Source organism: Leeuwenhoekiella marinoflava DSM 3653 (assembly GCF_900129005.1).
Taxonomy (GTDB): Bacteria; Bacteroidota; Bacteroidia; order Flavobacteriales; family Flavobacteriaceae; genus Leeuwenhoekiella; species Leeuwenhoekiella marinoflava.
The window spans coordinates 97,956-118,418 of record NZ_FQUN01000011.1 but is presented as its reverse complement, the minus strand read 5'-3'; the positions used below and the strand labels follow the sequence as shown (position 1 = coordinate 118,418).

General features: G+C 35.3%; 22 protein-coding genes. 20 read left to right on the top strand and 2 right to left on the bottom strand.

Annotation, left to right across the window (positions count from 1 at the left end):
• From sufC to BUB91_RS11170, 9 genes are all read left to right on the top strand, one after another.
• The gene (gene sufC, locus BUB91_RS11210) at nt 1-753 is read left to right on the top strand and encodes a Fe-S cluster assembly ATPase SufC (protein WP_073099329.1); all 753 of its coding nucleotides are present in this window, start codon (nt 1-3) and stop codon (nt 751-753) included.
• 160 nt (nt 754-913) lie between these two features.
• Nucleotides 914-1,054 (top strand): four helix bundle protein, encoded by a 141-nt coding sequence (locus BUB91_RS21560; protein ID WP_317041343.1) that lies wholly within the window; start codon nt 914-916, stop codon nt 1,052-1,054.
• A gap of 137 nt (nt 1,055-1,191) precedes the next feature.
• A complete protein-coding gene (gene sufD, locus BUB91_RS11200) occupies nt 1,192-2,505 on the top strand; it encodes a Fe-S cluster assembly protein SufD (protein WP_073099328.1) in 1,314 nt (437 codons plus the stop codon).
• A 40-nt stretch (nt 2,506-2,545) separates the two neighbouring features.
• Entirely contained in the window at nt 2,546-3,784 is a 1,239-nt protein-coding gene (locus BUB91_RS11195; RefSeq protein WP_073099327.1) for an aminotransferase class V-fold PLP-dependent enzyme, read from the top strand.
• A gap of 67 nt (nt 3,785-3,851) precedes the next feature.
• Nucleotides 3,852-4,253, top strand: a complete 402-nt coding sequence (locus tag BUB91_RS11190; RefSeq protein WP_073099326.1) for an META domain-containing protein — start codon at nt 3,852-3,854, stop codon at nt 4,251-4,253.
• A 5-nt stretch (nt 4,254-4,258) separates the two neighbouring features.
• Nucleotides 4,259-4,687 carry a SufE family protein gene (locus tag BUB91_RS11185; protein WP_073099402.1) on the top strand — a complete coding sequence of 143 codons (429 nt, stop codon included), beginning with the start codon at nt 4,259-4,261 and terminating at the stop codon, nt 4,685-4,687.
• Between the two features lie 360 nt (nt 4,688-5,047).
• Nucleotides 5,048-5,377 (top strand): DUF59 domain-containing protein, encoded by a 330-nt coding sequence (locus tag BUB91_RS11180; protein WP_073099325.1) that lies wholly within the window; start codon nt 5,048-5,050, stop codon nt 5,375-5,377.
• 17 nt (nt 5,378-5,394) lie between these two features.
• A complete protein-coding gene (locus BUB91_RS11175) occupies nt 5,395-5,898 on the top strand; it encodes a DUF2480 family protein (RefSeq protein WP_073099324.1) in 504 nt (167 codons plus the stop codon).
• A 90-nt stretch (nt 5,899-5,988) separates the two neighbouring features.
• Nucleotides 5,989-6,936: a DUF3078 domain-containing protein gene (locus BUB91_RS11170; RefSeq protein ID WP_073099323.1), complete on the top strand. Its 948-nt coding sequence runs from the start codon at nt 5,989-5,991 to the stop codon at nt 6,934-6,936.
• Nucleotides 6,937-7,012: 76 nt separating this feature from the next.
• Here the strand turns inward: BUB91_RS11170 and hflX are convergent, their stop codons facing one another.
• The gene (gene hflX, locus BUB91_RS11165) at nt 7,013-8,242 is read right to left on the bottom strand and encodes a GTPase HflX (protein WP_073099322.1); all 1,230 of its coding nucleotides are present in this window, start codon (nt 8,240-8,242) and stop codon (nt 7,013-7,015) included.
• Between the two features lie 209 nt (nt 8,243-8,451).
• On the opposite strand from hflX, the gene BUB91_RS11160 reads away from it, so the two are divergent.
• The 11 genes from BUB91_RS11160 to BUB91_RS11110 all read left to right on the top strand — a co-directional run bounded on the left by BUB91_RS11160 (nt 8,452) and on the right by BUB91_RS11110 (nt 19,840).
• Nucleotides 8,452-9,192 carry a LytR/AlgR family response regulator transcription factor gene (locus BUB91_RS11160; RefSeq protein ID WP_073099321.1) on the top strand — a complete coding sequence of 247 codons (741 nt, stop codon included), beginning with the start codon at nt 8,452-8,454 and terminating at the stop codon, nt 9,190-9,192.
• Between the two features lie 177 nt (nt 9,193-9,369).
• On the top strand, nt 9,370-9,525 hold the full coding sequence (locus BUB91_RS21040) for a hypothetical protein (protein ID WP_164917858.1): 156 nt from the start codon (nt 9,370-9,372) through the stop codon (nt 9,523-9,525).
• Between the two features lie 101 nt (nt 9,526-9,626).
• Complete coding sequence (locus tag BUB91_RS11155) at nt 9,627-11,609, top strand: tetratricopeptide repeat-containing sensor histidine kinase (protein ID WP_073099320.1); 1,983 nt, start codon at nt 9,627-9,629, stop codon at nt 11,607-11,609.
• Nucleotides 11,606-12,277, top strand: a complete 672-nt coding sequence (locus BUB91_RS11150; protein WP_073099319.1) for a response regulator — start codon at nt 11,606-11,608, stop codon at nt 12,275-12,277. Before BUB91_RS11155 ends, BUB91_RS11150 begins: the two co-directional genes overlap by 4 nt.
• Nucleotides 12,278-12,627: 350 nt before the next feature.
• Entirely contained in the window at nt 12,628-13,347 is a 720-nt protein-coding gene (locus BUB91_RS11140) for a GLPGLI family protein (protein WP_073099317.1), read from the top strand.
• Nucleotides 13,348-13,424: 77 nt separating this feature from the next.
• Nucleotides 13,425-14,141 carry a GLPGLI family protein gene (locus tag BUB91_RS11135; protein ID WP_073099316.1) on the top strand — a complete coding sequence of 239 codons (717 nt, stop codon included), beginning with the start codon at nt 13,425-13,427 and terminating at the stop codon, nt 14,139-14,141.
• A 326-nt stretch (nt 14,142-14,467) separates the two neighbouring features.
• Nucleotides 14,468-14,875 (top strand): GLPGLI family protein, encoded by a 408-nt coding sequence (locus BUB91_RS20650; RefSeq protein ID WP_083557923.1) that lies wholly within the window; start codon nt 14,468-14,470, stop codon nt 14,873-14,875.
• 258 nt (nt 14,876-15,133) lie between these two features.
• Nucleotides 15,134-15,310, top strand: a complete 177-nt coding sequence (locus tag BUB91_RS21035; protein WP_164917857.1) for a hypothetical protein — start codon at nt 15,134-15,136, stop codon at nt 15,308-15,310.
• Between the two features lie 89 nt (nt 15,311-15,399).
• Nucleotides 15,400-16,143 carry a GLPGLI family protein gene (locus tag BUB91_RS11120; RefSeq protein WP_073099313.1) on the top strand — a complete coding sequence of 248 codons (744 nt, stop codon included), beginning with the start codon at nt 15,400-15,402 and terminating at the stop codon, nt 16,141-16,143.
• Between the two features lie 29 nt (nt 16,144-16,172).
• On the top strand, nt 16,173-18,875 hold the full coding sequence (locus BUB91_RS11115; RefSeq protein ID WP_241652602.1) for a carboxypeptidase regulatory-like domain-containing protein: 2,703 nt from the start codon (nt 16,173-16,175) through the stop codon (nt 18,873-18,875).
• A 23-nt stretch (nt 18,876-18,898) separates the two neighbouring features.
• Nucleotides 18,899-19,840 (top strand): endonuclease/exonuclease/phosphatase family protein, encoded by a 942-nt coding sequence (locus BUB91_RS11110; RefSeq protein WP_073099312.1) that lies wholly within the window; start codon nt 18,899-18,901, stop codon nt 19,838-19,840.
• A 2-nt stretch (nt 19,841-19,842) separates the two neighbouring features.
• On the opposite strand, the gene BUB91_RS11105 is transcribed toward BUB91_RS11110, so the two are convergent.
• Complete coding sequence (locus tag BUB91_RS11105) at nt 19,843-20,157, bottom strand: DUF1456 family protein (RefSeq protein ID WP_073099311.1); 315 nt, start codon at nt 20,155-20,157, stop codon at nt 19,843-19,845.
• Between the last annotated feature and the right edge of the window lie 306 nt (nt 20,158-20,463).

Sequence of the window (20,463 nt, the reverse complement as noted above, 5' to 3'; positions counted from 1 at the left end):
ATGTTAGAGATAAAAAATCTGAATGCAGGTATAGAAGACAAAGACATCCTAAAAGGGATTGATCTTAAAGTAAAAGCAGGAGAAGTTCACGCTATTATGGGACCTAACGGTTCTGGTAAAAGTACCTTGTCTTCTGTTGTAGCAGGAAAGGAAGAATATGAAGTAACCGGTGGTGATATCTTATTTGAAAACGAATCTATTTTAGAATTAGATGCTGAAGAGCGCGCTCATAAAGGTATTTTTCTTTCGTTTCAATATCCTGTTGAGATACCTGGAGTTTCGGTAACTAATTTCATCAAAACTGCAATCAACGAAACGCGTAAAGCTAAAGGTCTTAAGGATATGCCAGCTAGTGATATGCTAAAGATGATCCGTGAAAAATCTGAGCTTTTAGAAATCGATCGTAAATTCTTATCTCGTTCCTTGAATGAAGGATTTTCAGGTGGAGAGAAAAAGCGTAATGAGATTTTTCAAATGGCAATGTTAGAGCCTAAGCTTGCTATTCTTGATGAGACAGATTCCGGTTTGGATATTGATGCGTTGCGTATTGTTTCTAACGGTGTGAATAAATTGCGTAGTAAAGACAATGCAGTTATTGTTATTACACATTATCAGCGCTTGCTAGAATATATCGTTCCAGATTTTGTACATGTTCTTGTAGACGGTAAAATCGTAAAATCTGGTGGTAAAGAATTAGCACTTGAACTGGAAGAAAAAGGTTACGACTGGGTAAAAGCTGAATTAACTGCCTAAAGTCATTCAAGCTTCAAAATTGCTATTAAGCGATTTGAAGATTTATAATTTGGCTTGATGCAAGGATTTTGGTGCTGGATATTATTGGAATTGTTAAGAGGGTAAAACTCAAAAATAATTTCAAATTAAGGGATTAGATTGTTGTTCAATCGGAAGTGTTATGGATAATATAGCTGAAGGTTTTGAGCGAAACAGTAATTTAGAATTACGGCAATTTTTATCAATTGCAAAAGATGCTGCAGAAGCAAGGAGATCGCAATTATACGTTTATGATTGGCGTTTTACAGAGCAGACCAGTTAGAAGGACTTACATTAAAATGTGAGCAATTAAATAAGCAAATAGCAGGTTTTATAAACTATTTGAATAAAACAGAACTCAAAGGAAGTAAGTTTCAAGGTAAATCTTGAATTCTTAAACTTTGAATATTGAATTTAACTATGAGTTTAAAAGATAAATTATTATCATCATACCTGACTTTTCAGGAGAACGCAGATCTTGATAATAGCATTCACGATATTAAAGATGAAGCTATTAAAGTGTTTGAAGAACACGGTTTTCCTACCCGAAAGGATGAGAACTGGAAATACACTTCTTTAAACAGCTTGACAAAACCAGATTACAGTTTGGTTTCTCACGCAGACGATGCTCTTGAATTTAAAGACGTTAAGAAGTATTTTTTGAATGATATAGACACTTACAAAATTGTGTTTATTGATGGCGTTTACAGTTCGTATCTTTCTGAAACTACACACGATGGTGTGGATGTTTGTTTGTTGAGTTCGGCACTTATAAAGCCAAAATTCAAGCAGGTGATTGATGTGTATTTCAATAAAATTGCTAAAAAAGAAAGCCTTACGGCTTTAAACACTGCTTTTGCAAAAGAAGGAGCATATATCTATGTTCCTAAAAGTAGAGCTGTAAATAAACCGATACAAATCGTTCATTTTTCTACAGGTAACGAAGCCAATTTGATGCTCCAACCGCGTAATTTGATTGTTGCTGAAGAAAATGCAGAAGTACAAGTTATTGAGCGTCATCAGAGTTTAAATTCTAATGCGGTTTTTACTAATTCGGTTACAGAAATCTACGCCGGAAAACACGCAAGAGTAGATTATTATAAAATTCAAAATGATAAAGAAAATGCTTCTTTAATAGATAACACGCATATAGATCAGCAAGAATCTAGTGAAGTTTCGGTGCATACTTTTTCTTTTGGAGGAAAACTAACGCGAAACAACCTTAATTTCTATCAGAATGGAGAACATAATAATTCTATTCTTAAAGGTGTTACCATAATCGAAGACAAGCAGCACGTAGATCACAACACATTGGTGCATCACAAGCAGCCTAACTGCGAGAGTCATCAGGATTACAAAGGTATTTTTGATGATAAATCTACCGGCGTATTCAATGGTAAAATTGTGGTAGATGCGATTGCGCAAAAGATTAATGCGTATCAGTCTAACAACAATATCTTGATTAGCGATAAAGCTTCGATCAATTCAAAACCACAATTAGAAATTTTTGCAGACGATGTGCGTTGTTCTCACGGTTGTACTATTGGTCAGCTTGATGAAGATGCTTTATTCTATATGCGTAGCCGCGGTATTGGTGTCAAAGAAGGTCGTGCTTTATTGATGTATGCGTTTGCTAATAACGTTCTGGAGAGTGTAAAAATTCCACAGTTAAAAGCGCGTATTACCAATCTTATCGCAGATAAGTTGGGCGTTAATATTGGTTTTGACCTGTAGCGTACGTTTTCTTATTCTATAAATTTTCAAAAATTCAGTTATGGCTAGCGTCAGCACACCTTTAACCTTTGATGTCAAAAGTATAAGGAAGGATTTCCCTATTCTAAACCGAAAGGTCAATGAGAAGCCTTTGGTGTATTTTGATAATGCTGCGACTTCCCAAACGCCACAACAGGTAATAGCTGTTATTGTAGATTATTATTCTAACTATAATGCGAATATTCACCGTGGTGTTCACGCGCTTTCTCAAGAAGCAACAGATGCTTATGAGCAGGCGCGTATCAAATTGCAAAAGCATTTTAATATACCTAATGCATATCAAACACTTTTTACTTCCGGGACGACACACGGAATCAATATTGTAGCTTCAGGCTATGCCGAAATTTTAAAGCAAGGGGATGAGGTGATTGTTTCGGCATTAGAGCATCATTCTAATATTGTGCCTTGGCAAATGTTGTGTGAGAAAACTGGTGCTGTGCTTAAAGTTATCCCAATGACAGATAGCGGAGAGCTTGATATGAGTGCCTTTGAAGAATTGCTTTCAAATAAAACAAAACTGGTTTTTGTAAATCACGTAAGCAACGCGCTAGGAACCGTAAATCCTATTGAATTTATTATTGAAAAAACACACGCCGTAGGCGGTGCTGTTTTGGTTGATGGCGCGCAGGCTGCTCCGCATATTAAAGCGGACGTTCAAGCGCTTGATGTTGATTTTTATGTGGTTTCTGGTCATAAAATGTGCGGACCTACTGGAGTTGGAATGCTCTATGGTAAAGAGAAATGGCTGGATCAATTACCTCCTTATCAAGGTGGTGGTGAGATGATAGATCAAGTTACTTTTGAAAAAACAACCTATGCCGGCTTACCGCATAAATTCGAAGCCGGTACCCCAAATATTTGTGGGGGTATTGCTTTTGGTGCTGCTCTAGACTATATGAATGCGATAGGTTTTAATACTATTGCTGCGTATGAGCACGAACTTTTAGAATACGCCACAGAGAAATTAAAAGCAATAGACGGACTCCGAATCTATGGAGAGTCTAAAGAAAAAACCGCTGTAATTTCGTTTAATATTGAAGGAATTCATCCGTATGATATTGGGACAATCCTAGACAAATTGGGTGTTGCCGTTCGTACCGGTCATCATTGTGCACAACCTATTATGGATTTTTATAAGATTCCCGGTACCGTACGTGCTTCATTTGCGTTTTATAATACTAAAGAAGAGATTGATGTATTAGTAGCTGCTGTTGAGCGTGCTAAAAATATGTTGAGTTAATTTTAACCTTTCGATTTGCGAGTATTTCAAGGAATACTAGTAATTTCATATTTAAAATAATAGCGGTATGAGAATAGTTATAGCATTGGTTATATTTGGTTTAGTAGGTTTTACGTCATGTAAATCAACGAACAAAAAGATGCAAGGGCCGAAGGGTAAATACATTGTACAATCTGTAAAAACAGATTCTATCGCAGATAAAGAGATGACCATTATTTTTAATGAAGATACGGGGCAAGTGAACGGTAGAGGAGTTTGTAATAGTTATAGTTCTACATATGTTGTAAGTGGAGAAAGCATTAAGTTTTCGCCTGCGATATCAACAAAAATGATGTGTCCTGAAGGTACATCCCTAGAATATAACTTTTTTCAAGCATTATTGAAGGCTAATACTTTTTCTATCAAAAAAGGGAAATTGAATCTCTATAATGCTGAAAATACGCTGATTTTAACAGCAAAAGACGACTAATGATTATGAGTAGTATTCAAGAAATACAACAGGAGATTGTAGAAGAGTTTGAGATGTTTGACGACTGGATGCAACGTTATGAATACATGATAGAGTTGGGTAAATCGTTGCCACTTATTGAAGAAAAATACAAGACAGACGAGTATATTATTAAAGGTTGTCAAAGCAAAGTGTGGGTTCATGCAGATCTAAACGAAGATAAAATTGAATTCACTGCAGATAGCGATGCTATCATTACAAAAGGAATAATCGCTATCTTAATCCGTTCTTTTTCCGGGCAACCACCTCAGGAAATTTTGGATGCAGACACTTCTTTTATAGATAAGATAGGTCTTAAAGAGCATTTGTCACCAACCCGTGCAAATGGTTTGGTAAGTATGATCAAACAGATTAAATTATATGCAATAGCCTATCAGGCTAAAGCCGGAAACTGATTATGTATTTAGATAATAGCTTCACTTGGACATTATTAAGTGATGTTGTGTCTCTAATTATAGCAGTTTTTATGTACAAGTTTTTACCGAAAAAGATCAATCATCTTTACGGTTACGGTACTGCAAAGTCTATGAAGAATCAAGACAGTTGAGCCTTTGCTCAAAAATATTCTTCCTTGCGCATGTTAGAAGTCGGTGCTATTTTTACGATTTAGACAGCTGTTTCAGCATTCGCAATTCTAAAGGCTTATGAATCAAGCTGTCTTACATTCTTAGCCTTTCTGATTGTGGCAGGCGGAATTATATATATGTTTGTAAGGACACAACAAGCAATCGACAAAAACACTAAAGATTAGAACGATGAGCGATACAAAAGAAATAGATACACAAGAGTTAGGCGAAAAGGTTGTTCGCGTATTAAAAACCATTTACGATCCGGAAATTCCGGTAGATATTTATGAGCTTGGGCTTATTTATGACGTTTTTGTAAATGAAGATTATGAGACCAAAATCTTAATGACGCTTACAACTCCTAACTGCCCCGTAGCAGAAACGCTTCCTGTAGAAGTAGAGGAAAAAGTTAAGACCATAGATATGGTAAAAGACTGTGAAGTTGAGATTACTTTTGACCCACCCTGGACGCAAGATTTAATGAGTGAAGAAGCAAAATTAGAGCTAGGACTGCTTTAAACCTTCAATCTATTTTTATGGAAGAAATCATAAACAGAGTAGCAAACAGCAAGCTTAAAACTTTTAATCTGGAGGATTTATATCCTGCCGGACAGCGGGAGGTTATTGATATTTCTCAATGGCTTACCGAAGGTTTTATTTTGCGTGAAAAAGACTTTCGCGAAAGCTTAAAAGCCTTTGACTGGTCTGTTTATGAGAATTCTTATGTGGCGTTGCAGTGTAGCACAGATGCTATTGTACCTGCGTGGGCTTATATGCTTGTTACTACCTATTTACAATCTGTTGCAAAAAAAATAATTGTAGGCTCACTCACTGATTTAGAGACCGTTTTATATACTGAAGTTATTCAGGAGTTTGATGTTTCAGAATACGATAATGAGTATGTGATTGTTAAAGGTTGTTCTAATAAACCTGTACCGCAAAACGCATATATTTTACTTACCCAAAAACTACAAACCGTAGTAAAAAGCCTCATGTTTGGCGAGGCTTGTTCTTCTGTTCCGCTTTTTAAAGCCAAATAGCAATTTCTCAAAATTTGCTTTTTCTTAGTGTTTACGCCTTCTTAAAAAAGGTACTTTAAGTATCTTTGCCAAAAGTAAACAAGCAGAACTATGAAAAGAATACTATTTGTTTTTCTTATGATGTGTACACTAACTTCAGTGTATGCTCAGGATAAGACCGAAGAAGAATTAAAGGAAGAAATGGCTCCTAAAAAAGCCGAAATCGCAAAACTTCAAAAAGAAGTAAAATCGATACAATCTCAGATTGATAACCTTCCGGGTTGGAAATTTGGTGCATTTGGTACCGTAGGTGCGAACTTTAGCTGGTTCAACAGCTGGTATTCTCAAGGGAATCCTAATGTTTCTTCTGCAACTGTAGGTGCTACCGTAAATGCTTTCGCTAATAAAAAAGCTGATAAGTATTTTTGGAGAAATGCATTAAACCTCAATTTAGGTTGGGTAAAGTTTGACGATCGTGACGATCCTACAGATGATGATAGTTTCCGCAACGCGACAGATGTTTTTAATATCACTTCTTTATACGGTTATAAATTATCTGAAAAACTTGCAGTTTCTACTTTAGGTGAATACCGTACTACGATTCTTGATAACTTTAATGATCCGGGTTATCTTGATGTGGGTGTCGGTATGACCTGGACCCCTGTAAATAACCTTACGGTTGTGGTGCATCCATTAAACTATAATTTTGTTTTTAGTACTGGTGAAACAGTATACGAATCTTCATTAGGTGCTAAGATTGTTGCAGATTACACGCGTCAGATTGGTAAAATAGCTTTTAAATCTAACCTGTCTGCCTTCCAAAGCTATACGAGTAGTGATTACTCAAACTTTACTTGGATTAACTCATTCAACTATAAACTCTTCAATAATATTGGAGTTGGTTTTGAGTTTGGTTTAAGAGGAAACAAACAAGAAAATCTTGAGTATCAATTGGAGCAATTTGCAGACAACGGAAGTGTAGGTACAGAACCTAACTTTGATAATCTAGATAGCCAATTACAATCGTATTATTTATTAGGATTGACGTATTCATTCTAATTTAAAATTCAATTTCAACTCATAAAAAAGTCCGATGCTGCAAAGTATCGGACTTTTTCTATTTAATAATGTTCTTTTATTCTTCTTCTTCCTCACCGGTATACAAGTCATATTCCGGATATAAAAAATTGTTATATGGAAAACGAGTAATGTGAATCTCACGCACACGCTCATAAACTGTCTTACGGAAAGCTTCCATATTGTCTTTGTTCAACGCAGAAATAAAGATTGCATCGCCATCCATACGAGACATCCAGGTACGTTCCCATTCTTCCAGAGTGAAATGCTCTTCGGTACGTTCGGTCACTAAATCATCGTCATCTATGGTTTTATGCGTGTACGCATCAATTTTATTGAATACCATCAGCATGGGTTTATCAGAACCTCCAATTTCATCCATAATCTGATTTACCGAAGCAATATGATCTTCAAACTGTGGATGTGAAATATCTACCACGTGCAGGAGTAAATCAGCTTCGCGCACCTCGTCTAAGGTACTTTTAAACGATTCTACCAGCTGTGTAGGCAGTTTTCTAATAAATCCTACCGTATCACTTAAAAGAAAAGGCAGGTTGCGTATAACCACTTTTCTAACGGTGGTGTCCAGAGTTGCAAAGAGTTTGTTTTCGGCAAAAACCTCACTTTTACTAATCACATTCATCAGAGTAGACTTACCCACGTTTGTATATCCTACAAGGGCTACACGCACAAGAGCTCCACGGTTACCGCGTTGTACGGCCTGTTGACGGTCTATCTTTTCCAGCTTCTTTTTTAATAGGGAAATACGATCGCGCACAATACGTCTATCGGTCTCGATCTCTGTTTCACCGGGACCACGCATCCCAATACCTCCACGTTGACGCTCCAAGTGTGTCCACATACCGGCAAGTCTGGGTAGTAAATATTCATATTGCGCCAGTTCTACTTGTGTACGGGCATAACTGGTTTGCGCACGCTGGGCGAAAATATCAAGTATCAGGTTGGTACGGTCTATAACCTTACACTTCAGTATTTTTTCAATGTTCTTTTGCTGCGCCGGACTTAATTCATCATCAAAAATAGCAGTACCTATCTCATACTGATCTACATAAGCGCGCACTTCTTCCATCTTCCCGGTACCTATAAAGGTTTTCGGGTTTGGCGTGTCCATTTTTTGAGTGTAGCGTTTCAATACTTCACCCCCTGCGGTATACGCCAGAAACTCCAGTTCATCCAGATATTCTGTGGCTTTTTCTTCGTCCTGAAACTGCGTAATCAAACCGATTAACACGGTTTTTTCATATTCTATTTTATTCTCTTCAATCATAAATAAAAGTAAGCTGCAAAGATAAGGATTTAGAAGCTAAGGGTTTCTTAAAAGAAGTGAGGCTTTGTCGAGTTAATAATTTTCCTAAAAAGTAAAGTCCATACTAGAAGTAAGGTGTTTGATTCTGTAAAAAGATTAGTGATTTAATATCTTGAGAATATAGTTGCTAATAAATGTTTAATCTAAAAGAGCTGATAGCTTGATGAAGTATGAAGTTGAAATGTTCTGTAATCTCAAGAGACTTAGAAGTGATTAGATTTTTTCAATCATTTGATAATTCCAATTGTGTTTTTAATTTTTATCCTTTTGATCTTGATTCAGCTTATAACACTATTATTCAATTTCCTCCTTCAATTCTTATAGTAGACTTTGATCATCCGGTATTTAAAAAATCAGGGTTAAAGCCATTTGAAGAAATTATTTCTTATCTATCTAATTCTCCAATTTTAATAGGAATTTCCTCTACCAAGAATTACGCTTATGAAGCATTAAAAGCAGGATTCAATGACTACTTGATTACACCTCTAAAAGAACTAGAAATTCGAAAAAGTTTATTGAAATTTCAAAATAAAATACAAGTAGAAAGAAAAGATTGCGAGATGATTTGTTTAAAATCTTATTCAGATTATCGCTTTTTAATGATTAATGAGATATTATTTCTTAAGGCAGATAATAATACTACCGATATTTTTCTTAAAAAAGAAAAAGAAGTAACTGCCTTTAAGTCTTTAGGGTATTTTGAAAGGAAACTACCTAAATGTTTTTTTCGAATTCATAACAGTTATATTATTAATGCGACGGCTGTCCGCCGTATAAATTATAATAAATCCTTACTATTTTTTGAGGATGGGATGCATTCATTTTCAGTACCCTTCTCGCGAACTTATAAAAAAAACGTAGATGATTTAAAAGATATCTTGGGTAAAAGTGACATCTCCTTATCCAGTTAATTACCCTTAAAACTAAGCAGTTTACCACCCGTTAAGGGAGAGATACAATCTAGTTTCATAATAATTATAATAGGATACGGGATTCAAGTAATATTACAGTGTTAACAGCAATGAAGCCCCGATAAACGGGAGATTGGATCCAATTGAAGTTTCAGGTTACTATTTAAAAACTTCAATATGAAATTAAGAAATTTACTCCTTTCACTTTTTTTATTAGCTACAATCGTAGTAACTATAAGTTGTGAACCGGACAAAATGCTGAATGATATCAATGTCGTTAGTGATTCTGGTAATGAAAACAATCAAGAGAAACCGAGAGATCCTGAAGATTGATTTTCATCTCTCATATTTTTGACCCTGAAATGGAATTTCAGGGTTTTTATTTTTATATTACTTTATAAGGATTTTTTGAAGTTTGAATTCCTTACAGTCTTATGTTCAGTCGAATATTTTCTATAATAAATATATTCTCTTCTCGTAATCTAGGGAAGTTTGCATTTTTTTATATCGTATGGGGTTTTTTAGGCTGTTCAAAACAACCTAATACTAATTTTGCAACAATAAAGGATGATCTAGACACTTTCAAAGAAAGCATTGAAGAAGTTGAGAATCTTGATGATAGTATAGTTAATGATAGTTTAAGACTTTCTATTTTATCTAGACTTTCCCTCAAGTTCCTGTATTCAGATTCAACTGTTTTTCGGCATACAAATCGCAAGACTATAACACTTTCAAGTCAATTGGCTAATAAAAAAATATTGGCAAATGCATATTGGGACTTAGCATACTTTTACAGTAATAATTCGTATTTGGATAGCGCTTATGCATCTTACTATAAGGCTTATCAAAATTTTAGATCTATTGGTGATGGGTATCATTCAGGTAAAATGATGCTCAATATGGCTATTTCTCAAGAGAGAGCCAGAGATTATATTGGGAGTGAGAATTCGTCTTTTAGAGCGCTTAAACTTTTGCCAGACCATAAAAAGAAAGATATATATGCAGTATATAATAATCTTGCTATAATTTATAATGGTCTTGATGATTTTGACTCTGCTATAACTAATCATAAAAAAGCGATTGATATAGCTACACGAATAGGTGATCAGTCATTGATAGTAAATAGTCTAAATAATATAGCCGTTGTTTATATAGAAAACGGATTTTACGCTAAAGCATTAGAATATATTGTGGAAGCCTTAAAAACCGAAGACCTCAAGAATAGTGATACTCGCCTTTATGCAATGATTTTAGATAATTATTCTTACGCTCAATTTAAGCAAGGTAATACCGAAGACTTTTTAGAATACTCTCTTGAGGCTCTTAGAATACGAGACAGTATTGATCATAAGGCCGGTATTATGGCAAATAAAATTAGGCTTGCAGAGTATTATTTGTTTGAAGGAGATTCAACAAACTCACAATTAAACTTAAAATCAGCATTGTCATTAGCTGAAGATGAAAAGAATTCAAAATACGAATTAGAAGCTTTATTAAAACTTCAAAAGATTACCAAAAATCAAGAATATCTAGACAGATATATTACATTGAACGATAAGCTAATTCGCGAAGAGCGAAACATAAGAAGCAAGTTTGCCCGTATCCGGTATGAAACAAATACTTATATTCAAGAAAATAAAAATTTAAATGAACGTAATATTTGGTTAACAATTACTTCCATTACAATGCTAGCATTGGTATGTGTAATCTTCTTTTCTCAGCGACAACGAATAAAGCTAAGAGAAGCTCAAATGCAAAATAAGCTCAAAGATTCTAATGAAGAGGTACTTAACTTACTTCTAGATCAGCAAAATAAAGTTGAACTTGCAGAGATTACAGAACGTCAACGAATTTCAAGAGATTTACATGATGGGATATTAAGTAGACTTTTTGGTACTAGAATGGCTTTGGGATTTTTAATAAGACAGGACTCAAATAATAGTGCTAAAAACCATGTTGAAGAGCTGCAGGCAATTGAGAAGGATATACGAAATGTAAGTCATAATCTTATATCAACAAATTTCGATTCTAATGACGGAGTTGAAAAGTTGATCAAAAAGTTGATTCAAGATTTTAATGACCATTCAGATATAGATTTTGATTTAGAAATCTCGAAAGAAGTTAACTTTAACAATTTAGAAAGCAGTATAAAAATTTCTATCTATTATATTCTACAAGAATCATTACAAAACGTACGTAAACATTCTCTTGCTTCCTCTTGCCTTATAAAGTTTACCATAGAGCTATCAAATTTAAAACTAATAGTACATGATGATGGTATCGGTTTTGATGCTAAAACTCCAAAGCAAGGAATTGGACTTAAGAATTTACACTATCGAATAAATAATTTTAAAGGTAGGATGTATATTGAATCCGATGCATCAGGAACCAAAATAACATATAGTATACCGATATGACTTCCGTCAATGTATTAATTATTGAAGATCACCCTCTAATTGTAGAGTCTTATAAGCAGGGATTTGAAATTGTTTCTAAGAAGCAATCAATAAATTTTAATATAGAAATCGCTCATAATCTTGATGATGCAATAGCTGTCATAGATGACCATTCTTATATGAATACGTGTGATTTAATTTTTTTGGATATACAATTACCAATAGGTTTGAACCAAAAGATATTATCTGGTGAAGATTTAGGACTTGTTTTAAGAAAAAAATACCCTAAAGCTAAAATCGGTGTAATTACATCATTAAATGATAATTACCGCTTGAGGACTTTAATTAAGAATATTGATCCTGAGGCGGTGCTTATAAAAAATGATCTAACACCAGAAGAATTAATAAGCGCGATACAATCAATTATTACAACCCCCCCATATTATACTTCAACCGTTTTGAATTTATTGAGAAAGGAGATATCTAAAGATGTACATATAGATGAAATAGATCGAAAACTATTATATGAACTTTCAATAGGAACTAAAATGGTAGAGCTGCCAGCCATTTTACTTTTATCTAAAGCCGGTGTAGAGAAAAGAAAGCGTAATCTTAAAGCGCTTTTAGAAGTTGAAGATCAGTCTGATCGTGAGCTTATTTTAAATGCTAAGAATCGTGGTTTTTTGTAAAAACAAAAGCCATACTACAAGTAAGGAATTTAATTGTATTAAACATATTTGGATGGTTACTTTTATAATGTTTCGAAACAAATTATTTTTTACAATTTTATTATTTTCTTCATTCTTTTCTAATGGAATGGAGGAAGAAGATGTTGCGTCAAGATTTTGTCATGCATTGGCAGAAGGCATTGCGAGGGACAGTGGTCTAACTGGCGATGAGTATACGAGAGAATATGCTGAGGCATATCACGATTGTGAGAACACTGACTGGGAGCCACCTCAATAATTAAAGTTATTTTCTAAAATGGAGTAATTAAATTTAACAGATCCTGCTAATCAGGATCTGTTAAATTTAATCTATGAGACTATTTATATTAATTCTTTTTATTTCGAGTTCTGTAATTGCTCAAACCAAGCCATATGTTAAAGTAACATATAGAGCAAAGCGTCTTGTGCCTATCGATTATAAAAAGATAACAAATTCACAAATCCGTACTGTTTTACAGGGTAAAGAGGCTATTTTAAATGATCTTGATTTTAAACTTACCGCTTGTAAAGACACCTATTTTTTTAAATATGTTGAAGGCTTAGATCTAAATGGAGAATCCAGAAGTGCAGCATCACTGGCAGGTGGTACAGATGTTTTTTATAGAAGAGATACCATCCATTTCAGGCAAAATTGTTCCTACGGAGAATGTTTAAATATAACATTAGAGAAAAATAGGTTTAGTGAGTGGAAGATAACTGATGAGCAGAAAATTATTTTAGGTTATACGTGTTTTAAAGCAATAGCATATCAAAGTAAAATTGTAAATGATTTAAGTACAAAACAACAACGCATAGTTGCCTGGTTTACTCCTGAACTCAATTTTCATGCCGGACCACAGGGATTAGATGAACTTCCTGGACTGGTTTTAGAAGGCTCTGTGAATGATTTGTATACTTTTTATGCTAAAGAGATTGTATTAGAAGATAACTGTAAAGAAATAGAAGTCCCTGAAAAGGGAAAAACGCTCACTAAAGAAGAATATGATCAGGTCACAATTGATATGCTTAAGCTTATAAAGTCGAGAGGCTAAATTTTGAAGTTGTAATGATTAGATATAAATATTATTGACTAAATTGAACTAAATATTTAGTTTTAAAGAATGGTTCTATGAAAAATAAGTTTTCCATTTACTTTATACTGATGCTTCCACTTTTGAGTTTTGCTCAAATCAACACAGGAGAAATTTATTATCAAGTTTCTATTGATATTGAAAAGAACATTAAGGAAATTGATAAAAAGGACCTTAGTCCAATGGTTAAGATGATGATGCGAGATACATATAAAAACACTAAACCAGTTGAACTTATTCTATATTTTGATAAAAAGTATTCACTTTCACGAGCCGTATTAGATTTAGATAAACCTGATGAAGGAGTTAAAATATTAGAAATCGTTTCGGGTGTTAAATATGAAGTTTATACTTCACAAAGCCCTCATCAGATTTTAAAAAGTGGTGGTAGTTTAGGAAATGTACTTGTTGAAGAAACATTACCGCAATGGACTTTGCTTGATGAAACCAAAAATATAGGCATCTACACTGCGTATCAAGCTCAAGGTTACAAAATGGTTGAAGGTAGTAAGGGAATTGTAAAGCGGGATTTTATCGCTTGGTACACACCAGAGATCCCTGTGCAATACGGCCCGTATTTATACAGCGGTCTTCCCGGACTTATTCTAGAAGTTCAAGTAGGAGAGGATTTAGTTTTTAAGGCTACAGATATCACAATAAATGGAGATGAAGCAGTTGAGATTAATATACCTAAATATAAAATAATTACGCAGGAAGAGGCTAACGCGAAGTATAAAAGCTACTTGAAGAATTAGATTGAGCAAATAGCCTAATATAAGCAAGGTTTTTTTTTAATACTAATTTTTGCTGTTTCCTATGGATGTATCGCGCAGGTCAAAAGTGGCAGGGTAGAATATAAAATACTAATGCCGGAAAGTGCCTTTGAATTGAAGTCAGTCAATATTTCTATGAGAGATTATATGAAAAATGAATTGATAAAGTTAAAACAGGCCTATTCCTCTACCCAATTTATGTTAGAGTTTAATCATATTAATTCTATGTTTAAGGTTTTACAGACAATGTCAATTGACGATCGTAACACCTCTAATGATGTGGCTATGTCAGCTGATGCAAATGGTATATTTTATACAGAGTACCGTCAAAAAGTGTAATACGACAGGTTCACTTTGAAAATACAGAATATCTTGTCAAAGAAGAATATCCAGCTTTTGAATGGAAAATTCTTGACGAAACAAAGCAAATAGGGCAATATACTTGTTATAAAGCCTTAGCAATAAAGAAATTGGAAAATGAAAAATCAATTCCTATTGAAGCTTGGGTAGCAACATCTCTTCCTTTTAATTACGGCCCGGCAAACTATTCTGGGGCAGGAGGATTAATCTTAGAGCTAAAAACTGAAGTATTTATTTTTAGGGCTTCAGAGATACGTTTATTTGATGATGAGCGTGAAATAGATTTTATTGACACTGACGAAGAGTTAATCTCATTATCTGAGTGGAATGCATTGTTTCGCAGAGGTAGGAACTAAAATGGTAGAGCTGCCAGCTATTCTACTTTTATCTAAAGCCGGTGTAAAGAAAAGAAACCGTAACCTTAAACCGCTTTTAGAAGTTGAAGGTCAATCTGATCATGAGCTTATTTTGAATGCTAAGAATCGCGGGTTTTTTAAAAAGCAAAAGCCATACTACAAGTAGGGATTTTGAATGCCTTAAACATATTTGGATAGTTAACTTTATAATGTTTCGAAACCAAATTATTTTTTTAACTATTAAAAATTTCGTTTATTATGAAAAAAGTTTATTTAACGTTTTTTGTCTTTCTAACTGTTAATGTTATTGCTTTTGCAAGTTGTCAAACTCAAGGAGATGCAGCTTATGATGCAGCCATAGCAAATGGCACGTCAGAAGAGCAGGCGGCTGCAATAGCTCTTGCTGTAATTGATGCTTGTGAGGAGGATCAATAGGAAAACTTAGGAATTCACTTAATGTGATTTTACAGTAATCTTAAAGGATATATTTGTGAATATATCCTTTTTTTTAAATTTTTTAAAATATGAAATTTAGTATAATACTCTTGTTTTCATTGCTACTGTGTTCTAACACGTTTTCGCAAAAAGCACTCATAGTAGATTATGAAGTGATTGCCATTGAAAATAAGGATCAAAAACTACAAAAAGAAATTGGTTTTTGGAATATGGTAACCCGTGCAGCAAAAACGCTGCCGGAGAAAAAACCAAAGCTACGAATTGAGGGGTATCATTCAGTATATGATGTAGAAGAGGATATGCCCAATGATGCGCAAGCAGCTTCTATGAGCGTCTTGGCAACCAGTCTATATAATCTTAATCATGATGTGTATATGGATACTAATAAGGGTTATTTGATCGAAAAGTTTTCAGCCTTCAACGAGGATTTCACTGTAAAGGATACGCTAGGACGGTACGATTGGAAATTAAGTGCCGAAAAAAAGATCATTAATAATCTTGAGGCATTCAAAGCTACTTCATCTAAAACAGTTATAAACTCCAAAGGGTCTTTTGAGTTTCCCATTGAGGCTTGGTACGTTCCTGAATTACCATATAATACAGGGCCTGCCGACTTTGAAGGCTTGCCGGGATTGATAGTGGAAGTACAGGTGAAATCTAATATTGGCTATATTTTACGATTAAAAAATATACAAGAAGTGACTACATTAGATTTTACTAAACCTGACGAAAAAGGAATGATATCACAAGAGGAATATAATGACGAGATTAAAAAATTGACCAACAAAACAAAAGAATTCTTTAAAAATTAAATGGATCAAATAATCACAATTTAATCTTATTGAAAGTACAAAGAGGTATAGTTAGAAAATGGTATAAAACGATCTTACTAGCATTAGTAGGTTTATCCTTCTGCCATGCCCAAAACACCCAGCTTTCAGGCGCTGTAAAAGACACTTTAAATCAGCCGCTGCCTAACGCCAATATTTTAGCATTTCCACAGACAGATGGAGCGCAAACCAGTTTTGCGATATCGAGTCCGCAGGGGCTATACAAGCTGCGTTTAGAAAAAGGGATTCCCTATCGGGTAGAAGTGAGCTATATGGGGTTTACAAAGATCACAGATACTATAAACCTATCTCAGGATGTCTCCCGTGATTTTGTGATGAAACCCTTAAGCGATCAGCTTGGAGAAATCGTAATCAAACAGCGTCTGGCGGTAAAAGTGCGTGAAGATACCATAACGTACCGTACCGATAACTTTGTAACAGGAGAAGAGCGTAAACTGCGTGACGTGCTCAAAAAGTTACCTGGGGTTGTGATTGATCGTGATGGTAATGCAACGGTAAATGGTAAAGAGGTGACCAAGCTTATGGTAGAAGGTAAAGATTTTTTTACCGGTGACGAGAAATTGGGCGTAAATAACATTCCCGCAGATGCAGTTGACGAGGTTGAGGCTATTGATAATTATAACGAAGTTGCCTTTTTAAAAGGTTTGAGCGATAGCGATAAGATGGTGCTAAATATCAAGCTTAAAGAAGGTAAAAAGAAGTTTGCCTTTGGAGATATCGAAGTTGGTGGTGGACTTGAAGATCGGTACTTGATACACCCCAATTTGTTTTATTACTCTTCAAAAACGGCGGTGAATGCCATTGGTGATTTTAATAACATCGGTCAAAAGTCATTTTCCCTGAGTGATTACATCAATTTTGAAGGCGGTTTCAGTTTGTTGAGCAAAGATCCTTCGGCCTATTTTAACCTGCGCAATGATGATTTTGCACAGTTTTTAAACAACGATGATTTTGTCTACAATAAAAATAAATTTGGAGCTTTCAGCATTTCGCAAGAACTCAGTAAAGCGACAGATCTTGATGCCTACTCTATTGTCTCTAACGGAAAACTCGAAGCCCGCAACGAGAGTGATTTTACTTACTTAACCGGAAATCTTCAGGAAGAAAACCGAACGACTACAATCAATAACAATCTTTTGTTTACGCTCAATAAGATACGCTTACGGTATATTCCAGACAGCGGTACCGATCTTTATGCAGCAAGCTACTTAAAAACTAGCAAAGGAGACGGACTGAATCGCGTGCTGTCTCAAACCCCTGATCAAAATACCTTTGTAGATACCCAAACTCAACCGCAGTCTTTAGATTTTAAAACGGAGTTGAGTTTTAACCGTCAATTCTCCTACAAACATACCAGCACAGTAGAGGCCGGCTTTCAATACAGCCGGAATGAGAATGACCGCGACTGGCTTTTTAACCGTCCTGTTTTTTCTGGTATCATTCCGTTTAATACAGAAGATGATACCTATAATTTGCTCCAAACTACGCGGTCTATAAAGTATGATTTCAATATCAATGCAAAGCACTACTGGGTGTTACACCGCTTTCACCACATTTATCCTGAAGCAGGTATAAACGTCACGCATCAAACATACAATACGCGAGATACCCAACAATTAAATGGTGGGAACTTGGTCGATTTTACAGACAGTGGCTTTAATAACGACTTGCTTTTTAAGTTGAGTGATAGCTATTTTGGGTTTCAGTACAAGGCAAAAGCTGATAACTTTATAGTTAAGCCGGGATTGTTTTATCACTATTATTTCTGGACGGTAGATCAATTTGAAACTCGGGAAGTAGGAGCTGGCAAAGCAGTTTTACTACCAGAATTACTGGTAGAGTGGAAAATGAATAGCGGAGAAAAATTAAGATTGAAATACAACAGGCAATCACAGTTTGGCAATGCTTCGCAATTGGCAAATCGTCTGCGCCTAAGTAGCTTTAACGGCTTGTTTAGTGGAAATGAAAACCTTGAAAATCAACTCTCACACAGCGCATCGCTGTTCTATTCTAAATTCAGTCTGTACCGCGGTATTTTTATGAACGCCGGGTTGAGTTATCGCCACCAGGAAAGCTCTATTCGCAACATCACACAGATTGAAGGAATAGATCAGATCAACACATTGATTTATACAAATCTTCCTGAAAATAGCTATAGTGCTAATACGTCATTTTCTAAAAAAATTAGCGATTACCGGTTTACAATAGGCGGAAATTTAAACCTTTCAGATTACTCAAGAATTGTAAATAATGAGACGCTTGCTTATAATTCGGTGAATTATAGTTACAATTTCAAAACTGAAACTTCTTTTGACGATTGGCCTAACTTAGAAGCCGGATTGCGACATAGTTTTAGTGATTTCAGATCAGATACTTTTGATAGTAATTTTCAGCGGATAACACCCTTTGCCTATCTGGATTATGATTTTTTAGAAGACTTTATTTTAAAAGCGAGTTATGAGTTTACGTATTACGAGAATCAAACTCAAAATCAGATCAATCGCTTTCAGGAGGCCGGAGCGAGTCTGTTTTACCAAAAGGAGGGAAGCGCCTGGGGCTTTGAGATCGAGGCACAGAATATTTTTGACATTCGTTTTCGTGCGAGCAATTCCTTCAGTCAGTTTCTAATTACAGATCAGCGTACGTTTATTCAGCCCAGAACCCTTATTTTTAAGGTTTCTTACAAACTCTAGAATTGAGTTTTTAAAACTAAATAATGCCTCAAAATAAAATCTGCGTTGCTTTTTACAATCTCGAAAACCTTTTTGACACCATTAATGACCCTAACATTCTGGATCATGATTTTACACCACAAGGAGCTCTAAACTGGGATGCTTCGCGCTATGCGGAAAAAGTAAAGGGTCTTGGAGTCGTTATTGCTGAAATTGGAAAGGAAGAGACCAGTATGAGTCCGGTGCTGGTAGGTGTGGCCGAAGTGGAAAACAAAAAGGTGCTGAATGATTTACTTCAAACCGAAGCCTTGCAAGATCTGAACTATGATTTTGTACACCATAACTCCCCTGATGAGCGCGGCATAGACACCGCTTTGATTTATGATAAACAACATTTTGAAGTTTTAGAAACACGAAGCTACTCGTTACATCTCCATACAGATCAGGGCGTGCGCGATTATACCCGTGATATTCTTTATGTATCTGGGTTGTTTAAAGGGGAGCAGGTTTATGTTTTAATAAACCACTGGCCTTCTCGTGGAGAAGGGGTGACGATTTCAGAGCCTAAGCGTATTGCAGCAGCAGAACGTAACCGGGAAATTATCGCAGAAATTCAGACTAAAGAGCCGGAAGCAAGAATCATCATTATGGGAGATTTTAATGACAATCCTCAAAGTATTTCAGTTCGCGATCATTTGGTTTCCATTGATTTTTACAATCCTATGGTGTTTTTATTAACGCGCTATGCGGGGTCGCTAACCCATCGAGGAGACTGGTATTTGTTTGATCAGATCATCCTTTCGCCCAACTGGATGAAGGCTTATGACAATCCCATTGAATATGAAAAGTCAGCGATTTACAATCCGGAGTATTTAAAAGAGCAAGAAGGTAAATATAGAGGTAATCCGCTACGTACATACGCCGGAGATAAATATCTGGGCGGTTTGAGTGATCACTTTCCGGTATATACGATTTTTAAGATGTAAGATTAATCCGCTTTATTAGGAGAATCTTTCTTCTTACTATTTTTCTTTTTATCCCCGTCTTTTTTAAGGGCCGGTTTACCGGCTTTTTTTTCGGGCATAGGACCGCGCATATGAATGACGAGTCCGTTAAGAAAATTCCGTAGAAATTGATCGCCACATGCTACATATTTAGGGTGGTCTTCTTTTCTGAATATGGCACCCAGTTCACTTTTAGTCACTGCAAAATCTACTAAAGCACAAATTTTTACAATGTCATCATCACGTAGTTTAAGGGCTACACGTAGTTTTTTAAAGATATCGTTGTTAGATAAAGCCATATACTAAATATTAGAGGGTAAAGGTAGAAATAAAAAACACTTCAGCATGTCTGAAGCGTTTTCAAAATGAATGGCTAATTGAAATAAATAAAGTCTTATTGAGAAATAGGGATTTTTAAGCTAAAATAGACGTTGCGGCCTTAGAGTTTGAGGAGATTAAATTGGTGATAGCAGTGACAGAGCCTAGGGTTAACGGGCCGGCCCTAAGGCCAAAAACCCAAGCAAAACCAGCATATTGTTTTACACATACAGGGCTATAAACGCTAAACCATTCAGGCTCTAATCTTGGAGATAGGGTTAGTGTAT

Bases quoted from the DNA above. Each gene is read 5' to 3' on its own strand.
- sufC (WP_073099329.1), top strand. From the start codon at position 1: ATGTTAGAGATAAAAAATCTGAATGCAGGTATAGAAGACAAAGACATC.
- BUB91_RS21560 (WP_317041343.1), top strand. From the start codon at position 914: ATGGATAATATAGCTGAAGGTTTTGAGCGAAACAGTAATTTAGAATTA.
- sufD (WP_073099328.1), top strand. From the start codon at position 1,192: ATGAGTTTAAAAGATAAATTATTATCATCATACCTGACTTTTCAGGAG.
- BUB91_RS11195 (WP_073099327.1), top strand. From the start codon at position 2,546: ATGGCTAGCGTCAGCACACCTTTAACCTTTGATGTCAAAAGTATAAGG.
- BUB91_RS11190 (WP_073099326.1), top strand. From the start codon at position 3,852: ATGAGAATAGTTATAGCATTGGTTATATTTGGTTTAGTAGGTTTTACG.
- BUB91_RS11185 (WP_073099402.1), top strand. From the start codon at position 4,259: ATGAGTAGTATTCAAGAAATACAACAGGAGATTGTAGAAGAGTTTGAG.
- BUB91_RS11180 (WP_073099325.1), top strand. From the start codon at position 5,048: ATGAGCGATACAAAAGAAATAGATACACAAGAGTTAGGCGAAAAGGTT.
- BUB91_RS11175 (WP_073099324.1), top strand. From the start codon at position 5,395: ATGGAAGAAATCATAAACAGAGTAGCAAACAGCAAGCTTAAAACTTTT.
- BUB91_RS11170 (WP_073099323.1), top strand. From the start codon at position 5,989: ATGAAAAGAATACTATTTGTTTTTCTTATGATGTGTACACTAACTTCA.
- hflX (WP_073099322.1), bottom strand. From the start codon at position 8,242: ATGATTGAAGAGAATAAAATAGAATATGAAAAAACCGTGTTAATCGGT.
- BUB91_RS11160 (WP_073099321.1), top strand. From the start codon at position 8,452: ATGAAGTTGAAATGTTCTGTAATCTCAAGAGACTTAGAAGTGATTAGA.
- BUB91_RS21040 (WP_164917858.1), top strand. From the start codon at position 9,370: ATGAAATTAAGAAATTTACTCCTTTCACTTTTTTTATTAGCTACAATC.
- BUB91_RS11155 (WP_073099320.1), top strand. From the start codon at position 9,627: ATGTTCAGTCGAATATTTTCTATAATAAATATATTCTCTTCTCGTAAT.
- BUB91_RS11150 (WP_073099319.1), top strand. From the start codon at position 11,606: ATGACTTCCGTCAATGTATTAATTATTGAAGATCACCCTCTAATTGTA.
- BUB91_RS11140 (WP_073099317.1), top strand. From the start codon at position 12,628: ATGAGACTATTTATATTAATTCTTTTTATTTCGAGTTCTGTAATTGCT.
- BUB91_RS11135 (WP_073099316.1), top strand. From the start codon at position 13,425: ATGAAAAATAAGTTTTCCATTTACTTTATACTGATGCTTCCACTTTTG.
- BUB91_RS21035 (WP_164917857.1), top strand. From the start codon at position 15,134: ATGAAAAAAGTTTATTTAACGTTTTTTGTCTTTCTAACTGTTAATGTT.
- BUB91_RS11120 (WP_073099313.1), top strand. From the start codon at position 15,400: ATGAAATTTAGTATAATACTCTTGTTTTCATTGCTACTGTGTTCTAAC.
- BUB91_RS11110 (WP_073099312.1), top strand. From the start codon at position 18,899: ATGCCTCAAAATAAAATCTGCGTTGCTTTTTACAATCTCGAAAACCTT.
- BUB91_RS11105 (WP_073099311.1), bottom strand. From the start codon at position 20,157: ATGGCTTTATCTAACAACGATATCTTTAAAAAACTACGTGTAGCCCTT.